The organism is Klebsiella sp. GG_Kp146, assembly GCF_040061975.1.
GTDB classification, from domain to species: Bacteria; Pseudomonadota; Gammaproteobacteria; order Enterobacterales; family Enterobacteriaceae; genus Klebsiella; species Klebsiella quasipneumoniae.
The window spans coordinates 126,145-149,902 of record NZ_JBEAHA010000004.1; the positions used below are offsets into that span (position 1 = coordinate 126,145).

19 protein-coding genes and 1 tRNA gene are annotated in these 23,758 nt (G+C 58.8%); 10 read left to right on the forward strand and 10 right to left on the reverse strand.

Annotated elements, in window-relative coordinates; translation table 11 throughout:
* Nucleotides 1-42: 42 nt before the first annotated feature.
* A complete protein-coding gene (locus tag ABLU95_RS06610; RefSeq protein ID WP_080901696.1) occupies nucleotides 43-930 on the reverse strand; it encodes a LysR family transcriptional regulator in 888 nt (295 codons plus the stop codon).
* A 103-nt stretch (nucleotides 931-1,033) separates the two neighbouring features.
* On the opposite strand from ABLU95_RS06610, the gene ABLU95_RS06615 reads away from it, so the two are divergent.
* Nucleotides 1,034-2,320, forward strand: coding sequence for a serine hydrolase (locus ABLU95_RS06615; RefSeq protein ID WP_348879086.1), 1,287 nt, complete (start codon nucleotides 1,034-1,036; stop codon nucleotides 2,318-2,320).
* 20 nt (nucleotides 2,321-2,340) lie between these two features.
* On the opposite strand, the gene ABLU95_RS06620 is transcribed toward ABLU95_RS06615, so the two are convergent.
* Nucleotides 2,341-2,937, reverse strand: a complete 597-nt coding sequence (locus ABLU95_RS06620) for an NUDIX domain-containing protein (protein WP_032453543.1) — start codon at nucleotides 2,935-2,937, stop codon at nucleotides 2,341-2,343.
* 81 nt (nucleotides 2,938-3,018) lie between these two features.
* Between ABLU95_RS06620 and ABLU95_RS06625 the strand changes: the two genes are divergently transcribed.
* Nucleotides 3,019-3,786, forward strand: coding sequence for a DeoR/GlpR family DNA-binding transcription regulator (locus tag ABLU95_RS06625; RefSeq protein ID WP_049013174.1), 768 nt, complete (start codon nucleotides 3,019-3,021; stop codon nucleotides 3,784-3,786).
* A 13-nt stretch (nucleotides 3,787-3,799) separates the two neighbouring features.
* Here the strand turns inward: ABLU95_RS06625 and yejK are convergent, their stop codons facing one another.
* Nucleotides 3,800-4,807, reverse strand: coding sequence for a nucleoid-associated protein YejK (yejK, locus tag ABLU95_RS06630; RefSeq protein ID WP_004144267.1), 1,008 nt, complete (start codon nucleotides 4,805-4,807; stop codon nucleotides 3,800-3,802).
* A 186-nt stretch (nucleotides 4,808-4,993) separates the two neighbouring features.
* Between yejK and ABLU95_RS06635 the strand changes: the two genes are divergently transcribed.
* From ABLU95_RS06635 to eco, 5 genes are all read left to right on the forward strand, one after another.
* Nucleotides 4,994-5,221, forward strand: a complete 228-nt coding sequence (locus tag ABLU95_RS06635; protein WP_004195346.1) for a YejL family protein — start codon at nucleotides 4,994-4,996, stop codon at nucleotides 5,219-5,221.
* Nucleotides 5,222-5,239: 18 nt separating this feature from the next.
* Nucleotides 5,240-7,000 (forward strand): LPS biosynthesis-modulating metalloenzyme YejM, encoded by a 1,761-nt coding sequence (gene yejM / locus ABLU95_RS06640; protein ID WP_049013176.1) that lies wholly within the window; start codon nucleotides 5,240-5,242, stop codon nucleotides 6,998-7,000.
* A gap of 76 nt (nucleotides 7,001-7,076) precedes the next feature.
* Nucleotides 7,077-7,153: transfer RNA gene (locus ABLU95_RS06645), tRNA-Pro, on the forward strand.
* A 187-nt stretch (nucleotides 7,154-7,340) separates the two neighbouring features.
* On the forward strand, nucleotides 7,341-8,450 hold the full coding sequence (locus ABLU95_RS06650; RefSeq protein WP_348879088.1) for an AI-2E family transporter: 1,110 nt from the start codon (nucleotides 7,341-7,343) through the stop codon (nucleotides 8,448-8,450).
* 174 nt (nucleotides 8,451-8,624) lie between these two features.
* Entirely contained in the window at nucleotides 8,625-9,116 is a 492-nt protein-coding gene (gene eco / locus ABLU95_RS06655; protein ID WP_023290474.1) for a serine protease inhibitor ecotin, read from the forward strand.
* Nucleotides 9,117-9,171: 55 nt separating this feature from the next.
* Here the strand turns inward: eco and mqo are convergent, their stop codons facing one another.
* Nucleotides 9,172-10,806 (reverse strand): malate dehydrogenase (quinone), encoded by a 1,635-nt coding sequence (gene mqo / locus ABLU95_RS06660; RefSeq protein WP_348879090.1) that lies wholly within the window; start codon nucleotides 10,804-10,806, stop codon nucleotides 9,172-9,174.
* A 371-nt stretch (nucleotides 10,807-11,177) separates the two neighbouring features.
* Here mqo and ABLU95_RS06665 point away from each other — a divergent pair, with 371 nt between their 5' ends.
* Nucleotides 11,178-12,326: a SulP family inorganic anion transporter gene (locus ABLU95_RS06665; RefSeq protein WP_085551333.1), complete on the forward strand. Its 1,149-nt coding sequence runs from the start codon at nucleotides 11,178-11,180 to the stop codon at nucleotides 12,324-12,326.
* Here ABLU95_RS06665 and mgtE read toward each other — a convergent pair.
* The 6 genes from mgtE to ABLU95_RS06695 all read right to left on the reverse strand — a co-directional run bounded on the left by mgtE (nucleotide 12,289) and on the right by ABLU95_RS06695 (nucleotide 19,643).
* A complete protein-coding gene (mgtE, locus tag ABLU95_RS06670; protein WP_080901692.1) occupies nucleotides 12,289-13,725 on the reverse strand; it encodes a magnesium transporter in 1,437 nt (478 codons plus the stop codon). The genes ABLU95_RS06665 and mgtE overlap by 38 nt on opposite strands.
* 149 nt (nucleotides 13,726-13,874) lie before the next feature.
* The gene (locus ABLU95_RS06675) at nucleotides 13,875-15,518 is read right to left on the reverse strand and encodes a multidrug ABC transporter permease/ATP-binding protein (RefSeq protein WP_087849524.1); all 1,644 of its coding nucleotides are present in this window, start codon (nucleotides 15,516-15,518) and stop codon (nucleotides 13,875-13,877) included.
* Nucleotides 15,519-15,592: 74 nt separating this feature from the next.
* Nucleotides 15,593-16,246, reverse strand: coding sequence for a DNA oxidative demethylase AlkB (gene alkB / locus ABLU95_RS06680; protein ID WP_261902164.1), 654 nt, complete (start codon nucleotides 16,244-16,246; stop codon nucleotides 15,593-15,595).
* Nucleotides 16,246-17,310, reverse strand: a complete 1,065-nt coding sequence (ada, locus tag ABLU95_RS06685; protein ID WP_348879092.1) for a bifunctional DNA-binding transcriptional regulator/O6-methylguanine-DNA methyltransferase Ada — start codon at nucleotides 17,308-17,310, stop codon at nucleotides 16,246-16,248. The genes alkB and ada overlap by 1 nt, the downstream gene beginning before the upstream one ends.
* A gap of 73 nt (nucleotides 17,311-17,383) precedes the next feature.
* Entirely contained in the window at nucleotides 17,384-18,436 is a 1,053-nt protein-coding gene (gene apbE / locus ABLU95_RS06690) for an FAD:protein FMN transferase ApbE (protein WP_023290481.1), read from the reverse strand.
* A gap of 103 nt (nucleotides 18,437-18,539) precedes the next feature.
* Nucleotides 18,540-19,643 (reverse strand): OmpK36 porin, encoded by a 1,104-nt coding sequence (locus ABLU95_RS06695; protein WP_032453553.1) that lies wholly within the window; start codon nucleotides 19,641-19,643, stop codon nucleotides 18,540-18,542.
* A gap of 772 nt (nucleotides 19,644-20,415) precedes the next feature.
* On the opposite strand from ABLU95_RS06695, the gene rcsD reads away from it, so the two are divergent.
* Entirely contained in the window at nucleotides 20,416-23,073 is a 2,658-nt protein-coding gene (gene rcsD / locus ABLU95_RS06700; protein WP_285199109.1) for a phosphotransferase RcsD, read from the forward strand.
* A 15-nt stretch (nucleotides 23,074-23,088) separates the two neighbouring features.
* Nucleotides 23,089-23,739, forward strand: a complete 651-nt coding sequence (rcsB, locus tag ABLU95_RS06705) for a response regulator transcription factor RcsB (protein WP_002913007.1) — start codon at nucleotides 23,089-23,091, stop codon at nucleotides 23,737-23,739.
* The last annotated feature ends 19 nt before the right edge of the window (nucleotides 23,740-23,758 follow it).

Sequence of the window (23,758 nt, forward strand, 5' to 3'; positions counted from 1 at the left end):
GTATGGCAAGCGCCCCGGGGTCTTCGGCTCCGGGGCGTTTTGTTATCCGCGCCGCCAAAGCGCCGGCGCCTCGTCCACGATGTCGCTCAGCAGCCGGTGCTTATTCATTCCGGGCAGCCAGAGCATCACCATGGTGACGTTCAGCCCCTGACTGCCGACCTCCGTCGCGATTTCACCGACTCCCTGCCACTCGCCTGGCCGCAAATGGTCCGGTAAAAACCCCCAGCCCCTCCCCTGCTCCATCGCATGGCGCAGCAGGGTAATTTCGTTCATATACAGCGTATGGCCGGAGATCTGCAGCCGGCGGGCAATCTGATCGTCGCTGCGCCGGTGCATCACCAGCTGCGGCGTCAACGACAGATTCAGCAGCGTCAGCGGCCGCGCGGCATCCCGGAACAGGCGGTCCGCCGCGTAGAAACGCAGATCCACGGTGCCGAGCGCCCGCCACTCCATTTCGCTGCCCAGCGTGCGGTTGTTGGCCTGGCACATCGCCATATCCGCCACGCCATCGCTCAGCGCCTGCTCGGCTTCGCGCCGCGAGGCGCTCCAGCAGCTTAACCGGATCTGCCGCCGGGCCAGCGTATCGGCCAGCGCGCAGAGAAAATCACGTGGGATAAAGGGATCGTATACCAGACGCAGCGCCTGCCCGGCGGTTTGCGGCAGCGTTTGCGCAAAAGACTCGAAAGCCTGCGCCTGGCGCAACAGCAGATGCGCCTGACGAAAAAGCTGCTCCCCTTCGGCGGTTAAGGTCAGGGTACGCCCTTCCCGGCTGAACAGCCGATAGCCCAGCGCATCTTCCAGATAGTCCAGCAGATCGCGCAGCGTGGTTCGGTCTTTACCTAACCGAATGGCCGCCCGCGACAGGCTGCCGGTCTCGGCGATGGTGGCGAATGCTTCAATCTGCGCGAAAGAATACTGCAGGGTTTTCATCCTTCTCTCCCTTGCGGGGGAAAATCCCCCCTTTACTGATTTTAGCCGCCGCGCGCCGATTTATATACTGCGATGCGAATCTATGGCAAACGAGGAAAGGATGATGATAAGAAAACCACTGGCCCTGGCGTTAATCCTGGCGGCGCTGCCGGCCGCGGCAATGGCACAACGCTGCGGCGACCTGACGCTGGATGTCTGCCCAACGCCTTACGACCAAACGCTACCCGCCGCCAAAGATATGCTCAGCTGGGATCAGACTTCACGCGTGATTGGCTTTCGAAATGACTATCGCAACTATGCCGGCGATGTTTTCCGCCACGGCGCCTCGGCGCCGCTGGAACGCGCTGAAAAACAATTGACCGATGCCCACTATACCCTCAACGGCCACACCTGGACCCTGCAGGATTACCTGAAGCGCGAGAACGTCAGCGGTATGCTGGTGCTGAAAGACGGCAAAGTCGCCTGGAAATATCTTGGCGACGGCAACACCGATACCACCCTGTGGACCTCACGCTCGGTGGGAAAATCGGTGGTCTCGACGCTGGTGGGTATCGCCATTCAGCAGGGTAAGATCCACTCCCTCGATGATCTGATTACCGTTTATGAACCCGAACTGAAAGGCACCGCCTGGGACGGCGTGACGCTGAAGCAGTTGATGCAGCACACCAGCGGTGTGGAATGGAATGAAGACTACACCGACCCGCAGTCGCACTTCGCCCGCCTGACCCAGTGCGAGGCGCAGCCCGGGGCCTATGCCTGCGTGCGCAAGATCGTCACCGGCCTGGCGCGCAAACATCCGGCGGGCGAGCAGTGGTCCTACTCTTCCGGCGGCGCCTGGCTGCTGGGCGATATCCTGGAGCGCGCCACCGGCATGTCGCTGGCCGCCTGGCTTGAGCAGTCGCTGTGGCGGCCCGCCGGGATGGCCCACGACGGCGTATGGCATGCTTATCAGCAAGGGAAGCACGATGTCGGCGCCCACGGCTTTAACGCCACCCTTGAAGACTGGGGCCGCTTCGGCGAATTCGTCGCCCGCGATGGTCGGTTAAGCAACGGCAAACAGCTGGTGCCGGCGGGCTGGTTCGATCAGGCCACAAGCTGGACCACTGCGCTGAACTCGGTCTCGGCGGCGCATCCGCAAGGTATCTACGGCTATCAGTGGTGGAATAACGCCATTCCGGCGAATGCGCAAAACGTCCAGCCGACGCCGCAGGAAGGGCTGAAAGACTCGCTGTGGGCGCTGGGGATCTACGGCCAGGTGATCATGGTGAACCGTGCGGAACACCTGGTGATCGTCCAGTGGTCGACCTGGCCGCAGGCGGAACCTTCCTTTAACGCCCAGCCGCTGGAAGCGGCGCTGATGTACAGCGCCATTGCCCGCGAGCTGCGTTAACCCTCCCTGCTCCTTGCCGCTCAGCCGGCGAGGAGCGTGTCGGCATTCAGCGCCAGGTGCTGCAGCAGGATAATGGTTTTGGCATCCATGATCTCGCCATCGCGAATGGCCTGCAGCGCCCGCGCCAGGGGCCACTCCAGCACTTCAATGTCCTCACCTTCCGCCGCCAGCCCGCCGCCGTCTCCCTGCCGGTCATCGGCCTGATATTCGGCGATAAAAAAGTAGAGTTTTTCGGTGACAGAGCCGGGGCTCATAAAGACGGTGAAGAGGGGCTCGATGCGCGTCACCCGAAAGCCGGTCTCCTCTTCCGCTTCGGCAACGATCCGCGCCTCCGGCGAGGCGTTATCCAACAGCCCTGCCGCCGCTTCAATTAGATATCCGTCGTGACCGTGAGTAAACACCGGAAAACGGAACTGACGGGTCAGGACCACCGTCCGCTTTTCCCGGTTGTAGAGTAAAATGACCGCGCCGTTGCCGCGATCGTAGGCCTCGCGGCTCTGCTCCTGCCAGCGTCCGTCCCGGCGCTGCAGTTCAAAGGTATATTTTTTCAGCGTGTACCAGTTATCAGAGAGCAGCGTCTCGCGAACGTGTCGGACGTGCGGTGCGTGAGTTTGCATGTTATATCCCCTTTCAGATGACAGCAGGCACCATAACATGCATAATCGTGCATAAACAAGATCACTCGTGAAGGAAAAATCATGCTCGCCAGTCAACGAAAACAGCAAATCCTGCAGATCCTTGCGGAGGAAAAACAGGTGATGTCCGGGGAGCTGAGCCAACGGTTTAACGTCTCTGAGGACTCCATTCGCCGCGATCTGCGCGAGCTGGCGGCGGAAGGAAAACTGCAGCGAGTCCACGGCGGGGCGCTGCCGGTCTCTGCCGCCATCGCCCCTATTGAAACACGCAAAAGCGTGCAAATCGCCTCCAAACAGGCGGTGGCGCGCGCTGCCGCCGGCCTGATCCAGCCTGGACAGGTGGTGATTGTCGATGGCGGCACCACCACCGCGGCGATGATCGGCTTATTACCCGCCGACCTCAGCTGCACGGTGGTCACTCACAGCCCCGGCATCGCCGTGGCGCTGGTCGATCACCCGCGAATCGAGGTGATCCTGCTCGGCGGCAAAGTGTTTAAGCATTCGGTTGTCGCCGTCGGCCCTGAAACGCTGGAAGCAATGGCGCGGATCAACGCCGATGTGTTCTTTATGGGGGTGACCGGCGTCCACCCGCGAGCGGGTTTTACCACCGGTGATTATGAAGAGGCAGGCATCAAGCGCGCGCTGGCGGCCAGGGCCGCGGAAACCGTGGTGATGGCCTCCCGGGAAAAGCTCAACGCCGCGTCGGCCTTTGCCATCGGCGAGCTGAACCTCGCCAGTACGCTTATCGTCGATGGGGAGCCCGACGCCGCGCTGCGCCAGCGGCTGGTGCAGAGCGGCGTGGAGATCGTCCCCGTTCAGCGGTCGCGCTGACGGGGCGTGGCGCTTAGTTGCCGCCGGACGTCCGGCGCTGCAGCTGGTCGCGCAGGTTCGGCGGGGTGCCCTTAATGGTCAGGGTATCGGTGGCGGGATCCCAGAATACGCGTTCGCCCAGCAGCATCGCGTCGAAGTTAATGGTCAAACCGCCGCCGCTGCCGGCAAACTTGGTCAGCTGACGTAAGGTGCTGCGATCCGCCGGGAAGCTCTCTTCCAGCTCGTAGCCCTGCTCGGCGGTGAATTCCTGGAAGCTCTTTTCGCTGACGCCGGCGAGCTCTTTGGACAGCGACTCCAGCTCAATCTCTTCCCCGGCCTGCAGCTGTTCATTGCAGTAAGCATAGACCTGCTGACGCACATTCTGTCGCTCGGATTTATCAAGCTGCGCGTCGGCGGCAAAGTCATCCACCGCCTGCAGCAGGCCGCGGTTCTGCGCTTTGGCGTTGAGACCTTCGCTGGCGCCGAGGAAATCCATGAAGAAATCGGCCACTTTGCGCCCCACCCGCCCTTTCAGGAAGGTCAGGTAGCGGGTCGACTCCGGGTTGGTTTCCCACTCGGTCAGATCGATGCGCGCGACGATATCGGCATGGTTAATATCCAGATAATGGGTCGAGCGGATATCCAGCTCTTCGTTGACGCGCATGCTGCTCAGGTTATTGAGCACCGCCACCAGCAGATACTCGACCGCCAGGTAACGATACTGACAGAAGAGGACAATGCCCCCTTCGGCGAACGGATATTTCGCCAGCTCATCGCGCAGGCGGCCGGTCGCCGCGCGGCTGAACGCCAGAAACTCCTCTTCCCCCTGACGCTGCAGGCGCAGCGCCTGCGCCAGTTCGCTCTCTTCATTGAACAAGCCATAGGCTTTGCTTTTGGCGCTATAAACCCGGTGCAGTTCAGCCATCATCTCGACGACCGTCGCATTCGGCTCCAGCAGTGACTCGCGCAGCACCAGCTCCAGATTTTGTTCATCACGTTTGATTAACTGATGCAGGGCAATCTGGTCGATATCCAGACTCATGTTAAACTCTCCTTTTAGACCGGGCGGTATTCAACCACCGCCGGGTTGCCGACGCAACTGGCGCCACACATTTCGACGTCATGACTGACGATCGGTGCGCTTTTGCGCCGCGGCGAAAAAATGCGGAAAAAAAGCTGCTGCTACGGTAATATGTTGCCCTTTCACGAACAAACAGATTTTGAGTTTATGCCGCAAATTTCCCGCTATAGCGATCAACAGGTCGAACAGTTGCTCAGCGAGCTGACGAACGTCCTGGAATCACACAAAGCCCCGGTTGACCTTTCACTGATGGTGTTAGGCAATATGGTGACCAACCTGATCAACAGTAGCGTCGCGCCGGCGCAGCGTCAGGCCATCGCCCGTTCTTTCGCGCAGGCTTTGCAATCTTCGATTAACGACGATCCAGCGCATTAAGGATAACAGCAACAGTATATGGTGACTCTACGTCAGCCCTACCGAGAAAAAGTCTCCCAGATGGTTAGCTGGGGGCACTGGTTCGCCCTGTTCAACATGTTGTTGGCCATGGTGCTCGGCAGCCGCTACCTTTTTGTCGCCGACTGGCCGACGACGCTTGCCGGACGACTCTTTTCGTACGTCAGTCTCGTCGGGCACTTCAGCTTCCTGGTGTTTACCAGCTATGTGCTGATCCTCTTTCCGTTGACCTTTATCGTGGTCTCGCAGCGCCTGATGCGCTTCCTGTCGGTGATCCTTGCCACCGCCGGGATGACGCTGCTGCTGATAGACAGCGAGGTCTTTACCCGCTTTCATCTTCATTTAAACCCGGTGGTCTGGGAGCTGGTCATCAACCCTGACCAGAATGAGATGGCGCGCGACTGGCAGCTGATGTTTATCAGCGTCCCGGTCATCTTTTTGATTGAAATGCTCTTCGCCACCTGGAGCTGGCAAAAGCTGCGCAGCCTGACGCGTCGCCGTCATTACGCCCGCCCGGTCGCCTGGTTCTTCTTTTTGTCGTTCATCAGCAGCCACCTGGTCTATATATGGGCGGATGCCAATTTTTATCGCCCGATCACCATGCAGCGAGCGAATCTACCGCTTTCTTATCCGATGACCGCCCGTCGTTTCCTTGAGAAACATGGCCTGCTCGACGCCCAGGATTATCAGCGTCGCCTGGTGGAGCAAGGGGCGCCGGAGGCGGTATCGGTCCAGTATCCGCTCAGTAACCTGCGCTACCGCGACCTCGGTGCGGGCTATAACGTGCTACTGATCACCGTCGACAACCTGAACTACTCGCGGTTTGAAAAAACGATGCCGGCGCTGGCGGCGTTTGCCAAAGAAAACGTGAACTTTACCCAGCATATGAGCTCGGGCAATACCGCCGACAGCGGCCTGTTTGGCCTGTTCTACGGCATTTCGCCAGGCTATATGGACGGTGTCCTCTCGGCGCGTATTCCCGCGGCGCTGATCACCGCTCTCAACCAGCAGGGCTACCAGCTGGGCCTGTTCTCTTCCGATGGGTTTAGCAGCCCGCTGTATCGCCAGGCGCTGCTCTCCGACTTCTCGCTGCCGAGCGCGAAGACCCAGAGCGACGAGCAGACCGCCAATCAGTGGATCGGCTGGCTGGACCGTTACGCGCAGGATGAGAATCGCTGGTTCTCGTGGGTCTCGCTCAATGGCACCACCCTCGACGATACGCAGCAGCAGGGCTTTGTCCGCCGTTATAGCAAGGCGGCAGGCGACGTTGATGCCCAGATCGATCGGGTGCTGACCGCGCTGCGCGAAGCCGGCAAGCTCGATAATACGGTGGTCATTATCACCGGCGGCCACGGCAAGCCGCTTAACGTCAAACACGACCCGTTCGACTGGTCGCGCGAGCAGCTGCAGGTGCCGCTGGTTATTCACTGGCCGGGCACGCCGGCCCAGGAAATTGCCACCCTGACCGATAACAAAGATGTGATGACCACGCTGATGCAGCGCCTGCTTCACGTGTCGACGCCGGCCAATGAGTATTCGCAGGGGGAAGATCTGTTCAGCGCCGCGCGGCGTCGGAACTGGGTCACCGCGGCCAACGGCGATACGCTGGCGATTACCACCCCGGCTATCACCGTGGTCCTCAACCATAACGGCACCTATACCACCTGGAGCCGCGACGGTGAGAAAATCAAAGATCAGAAACCGCAGCTCAGCCTGTTGCTGCAGGTCCTGACCGATGAAAAACGCTTTATCGCTAACTGATTGATTAATTATGAATCAATCGCGCGCGACCCGCTTGCATTCGCCTGGGGAACGGGTAATATTGTTCCCCACGCGTCGGCACGTAGCGCAGCCTGGTAGCGCACCGTCATGGGGTGTCGGGGGTCGGAGGTTCAAATCCTCTCGTGCCGACCAAAAATCCCTGAGAAACCAGCCTTTTAAGGCTGGTTTTTTTATGCCCCTCTTTTACGCCTGTTCCCCCCAGCTCCTTGAATTTGTGCCCTTTCCGCGCCACAGCGTATAGAGTACGACTATCCTGATGGTAAATTACGTCGTAGCATCTATTATTCGACCGTATGACTCATAAGCAGGAGCGGATGACATGAGAATTAATGGACTTACCAAAGGATTTTTCATCCTTATCGTCTTCATTGTAACCCTGGCCTTTTTTGATGTTCTCTCACCCTATTATTCCGCCATCCTCTGGGCCGCCATCCTCGCGGTGATTTTCAATCCGGTCAAAAACAAGATGCGCACCCGCCTCGGCGAACGTAACGGCCTTGCGGCGCTGATGACCATCGTCATTATCTGCCTTATCGTGTTCACGCCGCTGGCGATTATCCTGTCGTCACTGGCCTACGAGCTGAACGTGGTGTACAGCAAACTGCAGCATAACGATACCCAGTTCCCGACGGTGGTCGCCAGCCTGATCGCCCACCTCCCCGGCTGGGCCAGAAGCTTCCTCGCCGAACATAACCTGGATAGCGCGCAGCAGATCCAGCAGCAGCTCTCCGATGTCGCCCTGAAAGGCGGCCAGTATCTGGCCGGCAGCGCGTTTCTGATTGGTAAAGGCACCTTTGGCTTCACCGTCAGCTTCGGCATTATGCTCTACCTGCTGTTCTTCCTGCTGAAGGATGGCCCTCACCTGGTGCTGTTGATCCTCGAATCTCTGCCGTTATCCAGCTACGTGAAGCAGCACCTGTTCGCTAAGTTCGCCGCGGTGGCCCGCGCCACGGTAAAAGGCACCGTCGCCGTGGCGCTGGCGCAGGGGGCGCTGGGCGGCTTTGCCTTCTGGATCGCCGGTCTGGACGGCAGCATTCTCTGGGGCGCGCTGATGGCGTTCCTGTCGCTTATCCCGGCGGTAGGCTCGGCCATTATCTGGGTGCCGGCGGCGATTTACCTTTTTGCCACCGGCCAGCTGTGGCAGGGCGCCTTTATTGTCGGCTTCTTTGTCATTGTGATTGGCCTGGTGGACAACATTCTGCGTCCGCTGCTGGTGGGCAAGGATACCAAAATGCCGGACTACCTGATCCTGATCGCCACGCTGGGCGGCATGGAGATCTACGGTATTAACGGCTTTGTTATCGGCCCGCTGATCGCCGCCTTGTTTATCGCCTGCTGGAATTTGCTGTCGGGGCGGGAACACGCTGGCAACACCGATGAAATCGATGAAGAATTTATTGAGGAAGCGAAAAATAGCCGTAATGAATAATTTCACCGGCAGGCCTCTGGCGGCCTGCCAGCGCCCCTGTTGCGCTCTGCGCGGCCGACGTCTTACCAGTAGATAACACTATTCATTTTGCAAAAATTGGTAAATAAATCTTAACATTTAGCAAAGTGATGATAGGCTATCTCTGTCAGGAACGAAAATAAAGGATGATCAACCGTGAAAAAAATCACTACGCTAGCCGTTTCTCTGCTGACCGCCGCCTGCATGTCTGCCGGCGCCCTGGCCGCAGACCAGCCGCTGGAAAAAGTCGCGCCGTTCCCGAAAGCGGAAAAAGGCATGAAGCGTCAGGTTATTCAGCTGCCGCAGCAGCAGGATGAATCGGCGCTGAAGGTTGAGCTGATGATCGGCCAGACGCTGGAAGTTGACTGCAACCACCATCGTCTTGGCGGGGAGCTGGAAAGCAAAACCCTGGAAGGCTGGGGTTATGACTACTATGTTTTTGATAAGCTGAGCGGCCCGGTATCCACCATGATGGCCTGCCCGGACGGCAAGAAAACGAAGAAATTTGTGACTGCCGGCCTCGGCGATGACGCCATGCTGCGCTACAACAGCAAGCTGCCGATCGTCGTCTACACGCCGACCAATGTCGATGTGAAATATCGCATCTGGCGCGCGGAGGAGACTATCGGTAACGCCGAGGTCCGCTAAGGCGCGCCATTAAAACGGCAATAAAAAAACGGCAGCCCGCAGGCTGCCGTTTTTGTCAGAGCGCGATATCCGCTATCGGCTTGCCGCCGCTCAGCAGCTTCAGCTCCGCCTGCGGGGCTTCATCCATCGCCGCGGCTGGCTCATATTTCAGCTCCAGCACTTCACTGGTCCACGCCAGCGCTTTCTCAATCTCCGCCGGGTTGCCATCAAGGCGAATACCGTAGGTCGGGATGATCGCCTTCAGCCTGGCCTGCCATTCCGGCGAATTAACTTTGTCCTTAAACACTTTTTCCATCAGCTGCAGCATGATAGGCGCCGCGGTGGAGGCGCCTGGCGATGCGCCGAGCAGCGCCGCGACGGTGCCTTCGTCATCGCTGACCACTTCGGTGCCCAGGCGGAGCACCCCGCCCTTCTTCGCATCGCGCTTGATGATCTGCACGCGCTGACCGGCCTGCCACAACCGCCAGTCCTCTTTCCGCGCTTCCGGATAGTATTCGCACAGCGCGGCCAGACGATCTTTGTCTTTCTGCATCACCTGGCTAATCAGATATTTCACCAGATCGAAGTTGTCCAGGCCGACGTTGAGCATCGGCAGGATATTCGAGGTATTGGTCGAGGCCAGCAGATCCCACAGCGAACCGTTCTTCAGGAAGCGGGTCGAGAAGGTCGCAAACGGCCCGAACAGCACCACGCGTTTACCGTCGATAATACGGGTATCGATATGCGGCACCGACATCGGCGGCGCGCCCACTTCGGCCTGGCCGTATACCTTCGCCAGATGGTGGTTTACCACCTCCGGATTTTCGCAGACCAAGAACTGGCCGCCGACCGGAAAGCCCGCATACTCTTTGGCCTGCGGAATGCCGGTTTCCTGCAGCAGGGTCAGCGCCGCGCCGCCGGCGCCGATAAAGATAAATTTGGCTTTAATAACCCGCTTCTGACGACGGTTGTCGGCATCCGCCAGGGTGACCGTCCAGCTCTTGTCGGCGTTGCGCTTGAAGCGACGCACCACGGTGCCCAACTGGAGGGAGAAATTATCATGCTTTTGCAGGCTGGCGATCAGCTGGCGGGTGATTTCGCCATAGTTGACGTCGGTTCCCACTTCCGTACGGGTGGCGGCCACTTTTTGCAGCGGGTCGCGACCTTCCATCACCAGCGGCGCCCAGGCTTTGATCTGCTGATGGTCTTCAGAGTAACGAATGCCGCGGAACAGTTCGCTCTGCTGCAGAGCCGCATAGCGCGCGCGCAGGAAGTTGACGTTATCTTCGCCCCACACAAAGCTCATGTGCGGCACGCTGTTAATGAATGATTTTGGTTTGTTCAGGACGCCGCGCGTCACCTGATGCGCCCAGAACTGACGCGAGATGTGGAAGGCTTCGTTGATGTCGACCGCTTTGTCGATATTGATGCCGTTGGCGGTCTGCGGCGTGTAGTTCAGCTCCATCAGCGCCGCGTGGCCGGTCCCCGCATTGTTCCACCCGTTTGAGCTCTCTTCCGCCACGCTGGACATCTGCTCAACCATGGTAATAGACCAGTCTGGCTCAAGCTCCTGCAGCCAGGTTCCCAGTGTGGCGCTCATAATGCCGCCGCCAATCAACAATACATCCGTCTCTTGCTCATGGCGGGTGTTGGTCCGAGTGCTGTTGGGACCAACCGCCTGTGAGCGTGGTACGGCCATCTTTTTATTCATCGGATTTGAGCCTTACTTTACTCGCTGTTTTTATTTAGCGCAGGTGATACGATTCTCACCCCTCACGTTACCACCGAAGCTCAAAAATTTAAATATTGTTTAAATTTTAAGTTCTGTTTTGAGATCCGTTATAAAAATGTTTAATAAATGTATACAGCAAATCACTTTTTGTACTGGTGCGCTGGTAGATTCCGCGCTATCATCCCTGGTTTTGTGACAGACCGCACGGAAGCAGGGTCTGACACCGCTCCTCCTTTTTTTATAAGCTGCGAACTTTTTTTATGCCTCCAGTTTCTGACTCCGCCGCTTCCGGCAACCTGCGCACCATCCTCCGTTCTCCGTCGCTGCTGACGCGCGAAGCCCTGGCCGGCATGCTCACCGCCCTGGCGTTAATCCCGGAAGTGATTTCGTTTTCTGTCATCGCCGGCGTTGACCCGCAGGTGAGCCTGATTGCTTCCGTGGTGCTCTGTCTGGCGATGTCGCTACTCGGCGGACGCCCGGCGATGGTCACCGCCGCCGCGGGCTCAGTAGCGCTGGTCATTGGCCCGATGGTGCATCAGCACGGCGTGGGTTACATTCTGCCAGCCGTCATTCTGGCGGGTATTATTCAAATTTTGTTTGGTCTGTGCGGCATGGCGCGCCTGATGCGCTTTATCCCCCCGGCGGTGATGACCGGGTTCGTCAACGCCCTCGGGATCCTGATTTTCTTTGCCCAGGTGCCGCACTTCTGGAGCCGTCAGCCGCTCATCGTCGGCCTGTTTGTCCTCACGCTGCTTATCGTCCTGTGGGCGCCGCGCTTTATTAAGGCTATCCCGGCGCCGCTAATCGCCATCGTCGCGCTCACTCTCTATACCGTCACCACCGGCCAGCTGCTGCCGACCGTCGGCGATGAAGGCTCGATGAGCGGCGGCCTGCCGGGATTCACCGCCCTGACCGTTCCCCTCAATCTTGCCACGCTGCAGATTATCTGGCCGTGCGCCCTCAGCATCGCCTTTGTCGGCCTGATGGAGTCTTTGCTGACGGCTAAGCTGGTGGATGACCTGACCCATACGCCGTCGAATAAATCGCGGGAGAGCGCCGGGCTGGGTATCGCCAACATCCTCGCCGGCTGTTATGGCGGTATCGCGGGCTGCGCGATGATCGGCCAGACCATCGTTAACGTGGAAATGGGTAAAGCCCGCAGCCGTCTCTCTACGGCGATCGCCGGCCTGGTGCTGCTCCTGCTGGTGACAGCGCTCAGCCAGGTGATGGCGAAGATCCCGATGGCGGTCCTGGCCGGGGTGATGGTGATCGTGGCGGTGAAGACCTTTAGCTGGCACAGCATTCGCCCGGGCGAGCTGGCACGCAATCCGTGGCCGGAAACGCTGGTGATGCTGGTGACCGTCGCCGCGACGGTAGGAACCAGCAATCTGGCGATTGGCGTGCTGGCGGGGATCGTCGCGATGGCGATCATCCCCCGCCGCCTGCGGGCAAAAGCGCAGGCTACATCAGAAACAGCGTCGCCAGCCCCAGAAAAATAAAGAAGCCGCCGGTGTCGGTGATAGCGGTGATCATCACGCTGGAGCCGACCGCCGGGTCGCGCCCCAGCTTCACCATGACCATCGGGATTATGACGCCCATCATCGCCGCCATCAGCAGGTTGAGCATCATGGCCAGCGTCATCACTCCGCCAAGCTGCGGATCGTCATACAGCCACCAGGTGATGGCCCCCATGATCCCGCCCCACACCAGGCCATTAATCAGCGCAACGCCCATTTCACGCAGGATCAGGAAGGTAAAGCTGCCGGGCTGGATCTGCTGCAGCGCCATCGCCCGGACGATCATGGTGATCGTCTGGTTGCCGGTATTGCCGCCGATCCCGGCGACGATCGGCATCAGCGAGGCCAGCGCCACCAGCTGAGAAATGGTGTGTTCGAAGCCGTCGATGACCCTGGATGCGATAAACGCCGTACACAGGTTGACCGCCAGCCACGCCCAGCGCGTTTTTACCGCCTTGCTGACCGGGGCGAAGACATCTTCTTCATCGCTCAGACCGCCCATCCGCCGCAGATCGTTGTCGGTCTCTTCATAGACCACATCGACGATCTCATCGATAGTCAGACGGCCGATCAGCTTACCATCGGCATCGATAACGGCGGCGCTGAGCAAGTCATCACGTTCGAAGGTGCGCGCCACCTTCTCCGCCTCTTCGTGCGGCTGAAAGGTGACCGGATCGCCCTCCATCACCTCCCCCACCCGCTTCTGCGCATCGTTGAGCAGAATGGTCTGCAGCTCCAGCTCGCCGAGCAGCAGCTTATTGCGGGTGGTGACAAACAGTTTGTCGGTGTTCTCCGGCATTTTACCGAGACGCCGCAAATAGCGCTGGACCGCCGCCAGGGTGGCCTCCGGCCGCACCGTAATGACCTCAAACTCCATGATCGACCCGACGCTGTTGTCGGCGTAGCGCATGATTTGGCGAATACGGGCGCGCTTCTCGGCCGGCAGGGTCGCCAGCAACCGTCCGGTCAGGTTGCGCGGCAGATGCTGCAGCAGGTAAACCTGTTCATCGATATCCAGCGGCTGCATCGCCTGCAGCAGCTCGTGGTCGCTCATCTTATCGATGAGGTCGCCCCAGACGTTTTCTGAGGCTTCCAGCAGCACTTCGCCGCGTTTATCGTCGGGCACCTGGCACCACAGCGCGGTGCGGGCGTCATAGGGGAGCGCTTCCAGCGCATCGGCGAGATCCGGCGGCGGCAGATGCGAGACCAGGATTTCCACTTCGGCCAGGTCATCGGCGAGCGTACCTTCATCGTAACGTTCTGCCAGCGTCAGTTTGCCCAGCAGCGCAGAGGTCACCGCTTTATCGGTGCTCAACAGCCAAATCAGACGGGCGCGCTCTTCGTCACGCAAGCGGGCGCTTTTTTTATGCAAAACGGACATCGGTCGGGCAATCCTTTTGAGAATAGTGAGCCGGCCTGCAGGCCGGAAGCCTTAAGCATAGCGCGAGGAGGGGGAAATAATAACCGTCAGCAATGTAGACGCTGAAAATTTCAGCAGCGCCCGGGCTTTCCCCGGGCGCGCAGCGTGAATCAGGCCGTGCGGGCCACCGCATCGCGGGAGGCCTGCGCCCGCTCTTCGCCGGTGAGCTCTGACAGCTGCCCGGCACGCATCTCCAGCAGGCGATCGGCGTGCTGGAAGTAGTGATCGTCATGGCTGATGGCGAACACGGTTTTCCCCATCTGCTTCATCAACGGCAGCAGGACCTGGTAGAACTCGCGGCGGAAATGCGGATCCTGATCCGCCGCCCATTCATCCAGCAGAATGATATCCCGGGACTCGGCCAGCGCCAGCAGGAGCGCCACGCGCTTCTTCTGCCCTTTCGACAGCCGCAGGTCGCCGATCTTACCGTTATCCAGCTGCAGCTTGTGGGCCATTTGCAGACGCTCCAGCCACGTTGCCACCAGCGCCGGATCGGCCTCCTCGCCCTGCGGCCCGAGCAGACGGTCGAACAGCCAGACGTCGGTAAACACGGCGGAGAACAGTTTGCGGTACGCCTCCGGTTTATCCGCCGCCAGCGGCTGGCCGTCCACCAGAATCTGACCGGAAACCGGCTGATACAGGCCGGTCAGGAGCATCGCCAGGGTTGACTTGCCGCTGCCGTTGCCGCCGATCAGAAACACCAGTTCGCCGCGTTTTAGCGTCAGATTAAGCGGCCCTACCGCAAAGCGATGGTCCGGATAATGGAAAGTGACATCGCGCAGCTCCAGCGTCTGCCAGTCAGCCTGCGGCTGCGGCCGGGGGAAATCGGCCCGGTAAGGGGCGAGGGAGAACTGGCGCAGCTTGTTGAACGCCACCTGGGCGCTCAGCAGCGTGGGCAGCGCGCCGACGGCGGAGAGCAGCGGCGTGCGCAAAAACAGCAGCGTCAGGGAGTAGGTCGCCGCCACGGCGGTATCGGCCCAGCCGAGGCTGTTGGCCATCCAGAACACCAGCCCGATGGCGCCAAGCATCATAATATTCGACCAGTTGACCGCGCTGAGGTGGAAGGTATCGGCGCGAACGATGTGGTGCCGGTACTCACGGGCGTCCGGGAGGTAGAGCTGATTAAACACATACTCCGCGCGCTCGCGGTTGAGGGTTAGCTCTTTGCGCCCTTCCAGCACCGTCTGGTAGTCGTGATAGAGCTTATCTTCCGTTTCGCGCAGGCTGGCCATATGTCTGTAGACCCGCGACACCAGCACAAAACCGCCCCAGATGGTGAGCGCCATCCACAGGGCCGTCACCAGCATCATTTTTCCTGACAGCCAGGCCAGATAAGCGGCGGAGCCGAAGGTGAGAATGATCCCCTGCACCAGCTCAGGGAGGCGTACAAAGGCGATGGTAATATTGCGGATATCGCTGGTCAGCCCGGCAAGCAGCGACGCGCTGCCGATCTTCTCCACCTGTTCAATCTGGGTATCGAGGATGCGTTTCACAAACTCGCCGCGCAGGCGATAAACAAAATGGTGGCCGAGGGTGGTCAACGCCAGCTGCGAGCCCAGGGTCACCGCCATCAACAGCCCCAGCAGGCCAAGAAATTCCGGCAGCACCCGCAGCGAGGTATCGACAGTGGCGATCAGGCGCAGGTTAATAAAGGCAATTAAGCCGATACCCAGCGCGGCGCTGAGCAGGCTGAGGGCAATAACGCCCAGAAACGGCCAGCGATACTGGCGCCAGACGAGAGAAAGAAGTTCCATAACAGGCTATCCGGAAAAGCAAAACAGCCAGCAGTTTAAACGGCTCGCCGGTGACATCAAGAATAATTCTTATTTTAATCGCCGGGACGGCCCGCCTGCCGAAAGGTGAGGTTATATCGACAGTCTCCGGTCTCGGGATGATGGCCCGCTTTCAGCGGCTGAACGCCATGATAAAACAGGCGCGACTCCCCGCCCCAGACCACCACATCGCCATGCTCCAGCAGCAGCCGCTGCAGCGGGTCGCTGCGCTGCATCCCGCCAAACTGAAAGATGGCCGGCACGCCCAACGAGACCGAGACGATCGGCGCCCGCAGATCCTGTTCATCTTTATCCTGATGCAACGACAGCTTTGCGCCGGGCTGGTAGCGGTTAATCAGACAGGCGTCGGGGGAAAAGCCCGGATAGCCGCCGGCCGCGGCTGCCGCCAGCGCCAGTTCACGGAATACGGCCGGCATCGGCGGCCAGGTGTGATGAGTTACCGGGTCGACCGGGGCGTAGAGGTAGCCGTGGCGATCGGTGGTCCAGCCCAGCCGGCCGCAGTTGGTCATCGCCACCGACATGGTGTACCCGCCCGGCGTGACCATCTGACGAAACGGCGACTGACGGGCGACGTCGGCAATCGCCTGCAGCAGCCCCGGAGCGCGCTCGCGGGCAAAGCGCCGAAGGACCACCGCGCCGGGGGCCAGCGGCTCCTGCCACGGTGGGGTATCGCTAAACAGATCGAGCATTACTCCTCCTCTCGTTGCGCCTCGCGCGCCAGCAGCTGCGCTTTTCGCGCGGTTCCCCAACGATAACCGGACAGCGCGCCATTCTCACGCACCACCCGGTGGCAGGGAACGATCACCGCCAGCGAATTCGCCGCGCAGGCGCCGGCCACGGCTCTTACCGCCCGCGGCTGGCCAATATGCTCCGCCACCTGGCGGTAGCTGCGGGTCTCGCCCGCCGGGATCTGCCGCAGCGCCTGCCAGACCTGCAGCTGGAACGCGGTGCCCTGCAGATCCAGCGGCAGCGACACCGGCCGCCGGCTGTCGTCGAGGTGGGCGAAAATCTCCGCCATCTGACGACGAAACTCAGGGTCGCCCTGGCGCAGCTCGGCGCGGGGAAAGCGCTGGTGCAGATCGTCGAGCAATGCAGCATCGTTATCACCCGGCAGCACGGCGCAGACGCCGCGTTCGCTTTGCGCCACCAGGCAGCGGCCCAGCGCGCAGTCGCCCGTCGTCCAGGTCACCACGGCGGCGGCGCCGCCGCGGCGAAACTGGCTGGCGGTCATCCCTAAGGCGGCATCGGCCTGGCGATAATAGCTGCTACTGTCGGGGAAGCCGGCCGCCAGCGCGGCGCGGGTCACCGGTTTCCCCTGCTCCAGCGCCTCCCGCAGGCGTCGCGCGCGCCACGCCTGCTGCCAGGCTTTGGGGGTCATACCGGTCACGGATTTGAATAAACGGTGGAAATGAAACGGGCTGACCGCCAGCTCGCGCGCCAGCGCCTCGAGGGTCAGGGGCGCCTCCTGCTCCAGCAAGCGACAGGCCTGCGCCACTTTATCGATCCTTTGCTGCTGCGGGCAGTCTTTATCCGGCTGGCAGCGTTTGCAGGGGCGGAATCCCGCCGCCACGGCAGCAGCGACGTCAGCAAAAAAGCGCACGTTTTCCCGCCGCGCGCGCCGCGAGCGGCAGGAGGGACGGCAGCAGATGCCGGTGGTCAGTACCGCAAAGACGAACTGACCATCGGCCCGGGTATCACGCTCACAGACCGCCTGCCAGCGGCGGTCATCGGTATCGGCAACTATCGGTTTCATCACGGGTCTCCTGCTGTAAGTGTATCCTCAGTCTGCGGTAAAGCCCGCCGCAAAAAACCCGCAATCTTGCTTTTTAATTTTTTTCGCCGACGAGGAAGGTACGGAACTGCGGCGACATCCAGGTTTTAAAGCCCTCCCCCTCTTTGACGATCATGTAGACCGCCAGCCCCTGCTCGCGCACCACCTGCTGCGCTTTTTCCGGCCCCAGCACCATCAGCCCGGTATCCCAGCCGTCCGCCTCCAGCGCCGTTGGCGCAATAACGGTCACCGAGACCAGCTTATGGGTTATCGGCTGCCCGGTCTGCGGGTCGATGACGTGTGAGATACGTTTCCCGTCGAGTTCATAGTAGTTGCGATAGCTGCCGGAGGTGCTGATGCCGTGGCCATTGATGTCGACAATCGCCTGAACGGCGTTTTCCCGGTCGGTCGGTTTCTGGATCGCCACCCGCCAGGGCTTGCCTTCGCCATTCATCCCGCGGCTGACCAGCGCCCCGCCCACCGACACCAGATAGCGGGAGATCCCCTCCTGCTCCATCAAGCGCGCAAGGTGGTCGGCGGCATAGCCTTCCCCCACGGTGGAGAGGTCGACAAACAGATCGGGAATATCTTTTTGCAGGAACTGCCTGCCGCTCTGATTGATAACCTGCAGATGCTGCAGGCCGGTGCGCGCTTTCGCCGCGGCGATCGCCTGCGCATCCGGGGTGGCGACCGGCTGTTTATCCGGGCCAAAGCCCCACAGATTGACCAGCGGCCCCACGGTGATGTCCATCGCGCCGTCCGTTTTGGCACCAATCCGCAGCGACAGGGTCACGATGTCCGCCATCGCTTCGCTCACCGGCCAGGGCCGGGTATCCGCCGCGTGGTTGAAACGCATCAGCGCCGAGTCGTTTTTCCAGGTCGACAGCAGGCGATCGTCGGCGTCCAGTTGGGCCTGAACCTTGGCGCGCAGCGCCTGGGCCTTTGCCTCATCCACGCCGATAACGCTGACCCGCCAGAAGGTGCCCATCGTTTTACCATCCAGTACGGTGGCCGTTGAAGCGGGTGTCGCGGGAGTGGTGGCTGAATCGCAGCCAGAGAACAGTACGCAGGCGCCCAACAGCGCGGCGCGAAAGAAAGTCATATCCATTAATCGAGGCTCCTCTTACCAGGGCGACAAGAGTATACCAGCGAGGTTAAACCAGACATAAAAAAAGGCGCCAGAGGCGCCTTTTTGTTATACAGCTTGCAACTTAGAACTGGTAAACCAGGCCCAGTGCAACCACGTCGTCGGTAGAGATACCGGCGTTGCGGGTGAAGCTGTTGTCGTCCAGCAGGTTGATTTTGTAGTCAACATAGGTGGACATGTTTTTGTTGAAGTAGTAGGTCGCGCCAACGTCAACATATTTCAGGATGTCCTGGTCGCCGTAGCCTTCCAGATCCTTACCTTTAGACTGCAGGTAAGCAACGGACGGACGCAGACCGAAGTCGAACTGGTACTGAGCAACCACTTCGAAGTTCTGCGCTTTGTTAGCAAAGCCCAGAGAACCAGCGCGGGTCGCGTTGTAGGTCTGGGTGTACTGAGTGGCCAGGTAGATGTTGTTCGCGTCGTATTTCAGGCCGCCGGTGTAGGTTTCAGCGTTGTCGCCACGACCCAGTGCCAGCTTGCTGTTCTGGTCGCCAAGACGTTTGGAGTTAGAGTATGCGAAACCAGCGCTGATGCCATCAAAGATGTCATAAGTCAGAGAGGTACCGTAACCGTCGCCGTTCTGTTTCAGAGCGGTACGACCGTTGTTGGTCGGAGACAGAGCGCCTTCACCGCTCGGGCTGCCGTTTTTACCCTGGTACTGCAGAGCAAAGTTCAGGCCGTCAACCAGACCGAAGAAGTCAGAGTTACGATAGGTTGCAACGCCGTTAGCACGGGACTGCAGGAAGTTGTCAGAACCGTAGGTGTCGCCGCCGAATTCCGGCAGAACGTCAGTCCAGGACGTTACGTCGTATACTACGCCGTAGTTACGACCGTAGTCGAAAGAGCCCGCGTCGCCAAATTTCAGACCGGCGAATGCCAGACGAGTCCAGGCCTGATCGCTGGAGCTTTCAGTGTTGTTCGCCTGAACGTTGTATTCCCACTGGCCGTAACCGGTCAGCTGGTCGTTGATCTGAGTTTCGCCTTTCACGCCTACACGCATGTAGGTCTGGTCGCCGTCGACGCTCTTGTCGTCAGAGAAGTAGTGCAGACCGTCAATTTTACCGTACAGGTCTAATTTGTTGCCGTCTTTGTTATAAATTTCAGCCGCATTTGCTGCGCCTGCTACCAGCAGAGCCGGTACCAGGAGGGACAGTACTTTAACTTTCATGTTATTAACCCTCTGTTTGTTATATGCCTTTTATTATGCCACTGCTTACTGATTACCCTTCTAATCAGTCGGCTATTTCATTGTGCTGCAAAATGCAGAATAATCCAACAAGAATATGATACTAAAACTTCTAAGATGTTTCAAAGTTCCCACAAGATGTTTCAATTTGTAAATGCAGCGGAACTTTTTTTCACCCCAAAATGGCCAGGGAAATACGCACTTATAATCAAAAAAATTATTTAGCCATTCAAAATCAATATGATATACAAAACCAAGCCTATAGCACTGAATGGTAAAACAAAATGATCATTGGTGACTAAAATAAGAGTCGCTATCATCATTAACTTTATTTATTACCGTCATTCAGTTCTGAATGTCTGTTTACCCCTATTTCAACCGGATGCCTCGCATCCGGTTTTTTTTACCCTTCTTTACACAACTTTAATTTATCTGTGCTACAGCCAATGATTCCCTAACGACTATTAATCAATCAATTAGGCCGCCTTTCGTACTTATTCTGCCAATGTCTTGTTATTTCGTGCGATTCTTCGCTTTTGTTTCTGCCAATATCGTCAGCTGTCAGCCTTGCGGACGCGGTTTCATTTACGCTTCGTTTCTAAGATAATTCCTGGGCGGTATCGCGCCGCTGGCGCCAATCTGTAGTATGGATTTACGCCATTAGCCTTTATACTGCCTGCAGCATCTGCTTTGTTGCCAGTTACTCTGGCGCTACATCCTGTTTACAAACAATGATGAGTCGTTCAGCCACAAGATGACCCCGAAAAAATTCTCTCTGATCCCCGGCAACATCAGCCGCTTCTTCATTTTGATGGTTATTGTCCTGCTGGCGACGATGGGGGTGATGATTCAAAGCGCCGTCAATGCCTGGCTGAAAGAGAAGAGCTATCAGGTGGTTGATGTCTCCCATGCCCTGCACCAGCGTATTGATACCTGGCGCTATGCCACCTGGCAAATCTACGACAATATCGCCGCCACCTCTTCCAACACCGCCAGCGGCGGCCTGCAGGAGACGCGTTTAAAGCAGGACGTGTACTATCTGGAGAAGCCCCGACGTAAAACCGAAGCCCTGATCTTTGGCTCCCACGACAGCTCGACCCTCGAGATGACGCAGAAAATGTCCGATTATCTGGATATTTTGTGGGGCGCGGAGACCATTCCGTGGTCGATGTACTATCTCAATGGTCTGGATAATAGCCTGATTCTCATCTCCACCCTGCCGTTGAAGGACCTCTCCTCAAGCTTTAAAGAGTCAACCATCAGCAGCGTGGTGGAATCCCGGCGCGCGGAAATGCTGCTGCAGGCCAATACCCTTGATGAGCGCGAGACCTTCTCGCCGCTGCGCCATCTTGCCTGGCAGAACGCGCACTACTTTACGTTACGTACTACCTTCAATCAGCCAGGACACCTGGCGACAGTGGTCGCCTTCGACCTGCCGATTAACGATCTGATCCCGCCGGGCATGGCGCTGGACAGCTTCCGTATCGAGCCTGATCCCTCGCAAAATGTTGCCGCCAGCCCCGAGAAAGAGGCTAGCGATCATATCGGGATCACCTTCAACGGCATGCAGATTGACATCGCCACCGACATCAGCACCACCGGTATGCAGGTGCTGTGGACGGTCCCGATGAGCACCATGCTGCTGGAGTCCCTGCAGAACATTCTTCTGCCGCTCCTGCTTAACATCGGCCTGCTGGCGCTGGCCCTGTTCGGTTTCACCACCTTTCGGCATTATAAAGGACGCAGCAGCGCCTCGGGCGCCGGGCTCCCCTCCGCCGCCAATAGCGAACTGCGTTTACTGCGCGCCATTAATGAAGAAATTGTGTCTTTGCTGCCGCTGGGGCTGCTCGTCCACGATCAGGAAGCCAACCGAACGGTGATCAGCAACCCGATTGCCGACCATCTGCTTCCGCACCTGAACCTGCAGAACATCACCAACATGGCGGACCAGCATCAGGGGGTGATCCAGGCCACCGTCAACAACGAACAGTATGAGATCCGCCAGTATCGCAGCCAGGTAGCGCCGCGCACGCAGATCCTGATTATCCGAGACCAAGACCGCGAAGTGCTGGTCAATAAAAAGCTCAAACAGGCCCAGCGCTTGTATGAGAAAAACCAGCAGGGCCGGGCGGCCTTTATGCAGCATATCGGCAGCGCCCTGAAGCAGCCCGCCCTGAACCTGGCGGCCGAGGCAGCGGCGCTCGACGGCGCGGAGAACCGGACGCTGGCGCAGCATGCCGATGAGCTGGTCACACTGATCGATGACATTCAGCTGGCTAACCTGCTGGAAAGCGATGCCTGGAAAACCAGCCAGTCGCTGTTCTCGGTGCAGGGGCTGATCGACGACGTCGTACCGGAGGTGCTGCCGGCGATGAAGCGCAAGGGGCTGCAGTTGCTTATCAATAACGCGCTGCCTACCGGCGAGCAACGCTATGGCGACCGTGAAGCGCTGCGGCGCACGCTGGTGCTGCTGATCCAGTATTCCGTCACCACCACGCCGATCGGCAAGATCACCCTCGACGTCTGCCAGGAAGAGTCGGCCAGCGATCGCCTGACCTTCCGCATTCTCGATACCGGCAACGGGGTCTCGGCTAACGAGATCGACAATATGCACTTCCCGTATCTCAATGAGACCCAGAGCGATCTGTACGGCAAAGCGAACGCCCTCACCTTCTGGTTATGTGACCGCATGACGCGCAAGCTGGGCGGGCAGTTGACCATCAAAGCGCGGGAGTCGCTGGGGACTCGCTATAGCCTGCATCTGAAAATGCCGGCCAGCGAAGAGGCGCCAGAGGCGGGAGAACATCTGCTGGATGACGTTATCGTCCTGCTGGATGTGACCTCCAGCGAAGTGCGGCGGATTGTCACCCGCCAGCTGGAGAGCTGGGGGGCGTCCTGCATCACGCCGGACGATCGGGCGACAAGTCAAGCGTTCGATCTGTATTTAACGGATAATCCGTCTAATCTTACTGCTTCGGGCTTGCTTTTAAGCGATGATGAGGTTGGGATACGCAAAATCGGCCCGGGCCAACTGCGGGTCAACTTTAATATTAGCACGGCGATGCAGGAGGCTATCCTGCAGCTTATTGAGCAGCAGCTGGCGGAGGAGGCGGTTCAGCCCGCCACCTCAGGAAACGAGAGTAACGCCGAACTCCATGCCAGCGGCTATTACGCACTGTTTGCCGATACGGTACCGGATGATGTTCAGAGATTGTATACTGAAATCGAAGCGGGCGATTTTGCTGCTCTGGCACAAACCGCCCACCGCCTCAAAGGGGCATTTGCTATGCTTAATCTGATACCCGGCAAACAGTTATGTGAAACGCTTGAGCATCTGATTCGCGAAAAGGATGCGCAAGGCATAGAAAAATATATCAGCGACATTGACGCTTACGTCAAGAGCTTGCTGTAGAAGGTAGCCTTATACATGAACACTATGAACGTAATTATTGCCGATGACCATCCGATCGTACTGTTCGGTATTCGTAAGTCACTTGAGCAAATTGAGTGGGTGAACGTCGTTGGCGAGTTTGAAGACTCCACGGCCCTTATCAACAATCTTCCGAAGCTGGACGCCCATGTGCTGATCACCGATCTGTCCATGCCCGGTGATAAATACGGCGACGGGATCACGCTGATTAAATACATCAAGCGCCACTTCCCGGATCTGTCGATCATTGTTCTGACCATGAACAACAACCCGGCGATCCTCAGCGCGGTGCTGGATCTGGATATCGAAGGGATCGTCCTCAAGCAGGGGGCGCCGACCGATCTGCCAAAAGCGCTGGCCGCGCTGCAGAAAGGGAAGAAATTCACCCCGGAAAGCGTCTCTCGTCTGCTGGAAAAAATCAGCGCCAGCGGCTATGGCGATAAACGCCTGTCGCCGAAGGAGAGCGAAGTGCTGCGTCTCTTCGCCGAAGGCTTCCTGGTGACCGAGATCGCCAAAAAGCTTAACCGCAGCATCAAAACCATCAGTAGCCAGAAAAAGTCGGCGATGATGAAGCTGGGCGTCGAAAACGACATCGCCCTGCTGAACTACCTCTCCTCCGTCTCGCTGAGCGCGACGGACAAAGAGTAACCCTACGCTCTCTCCGTCT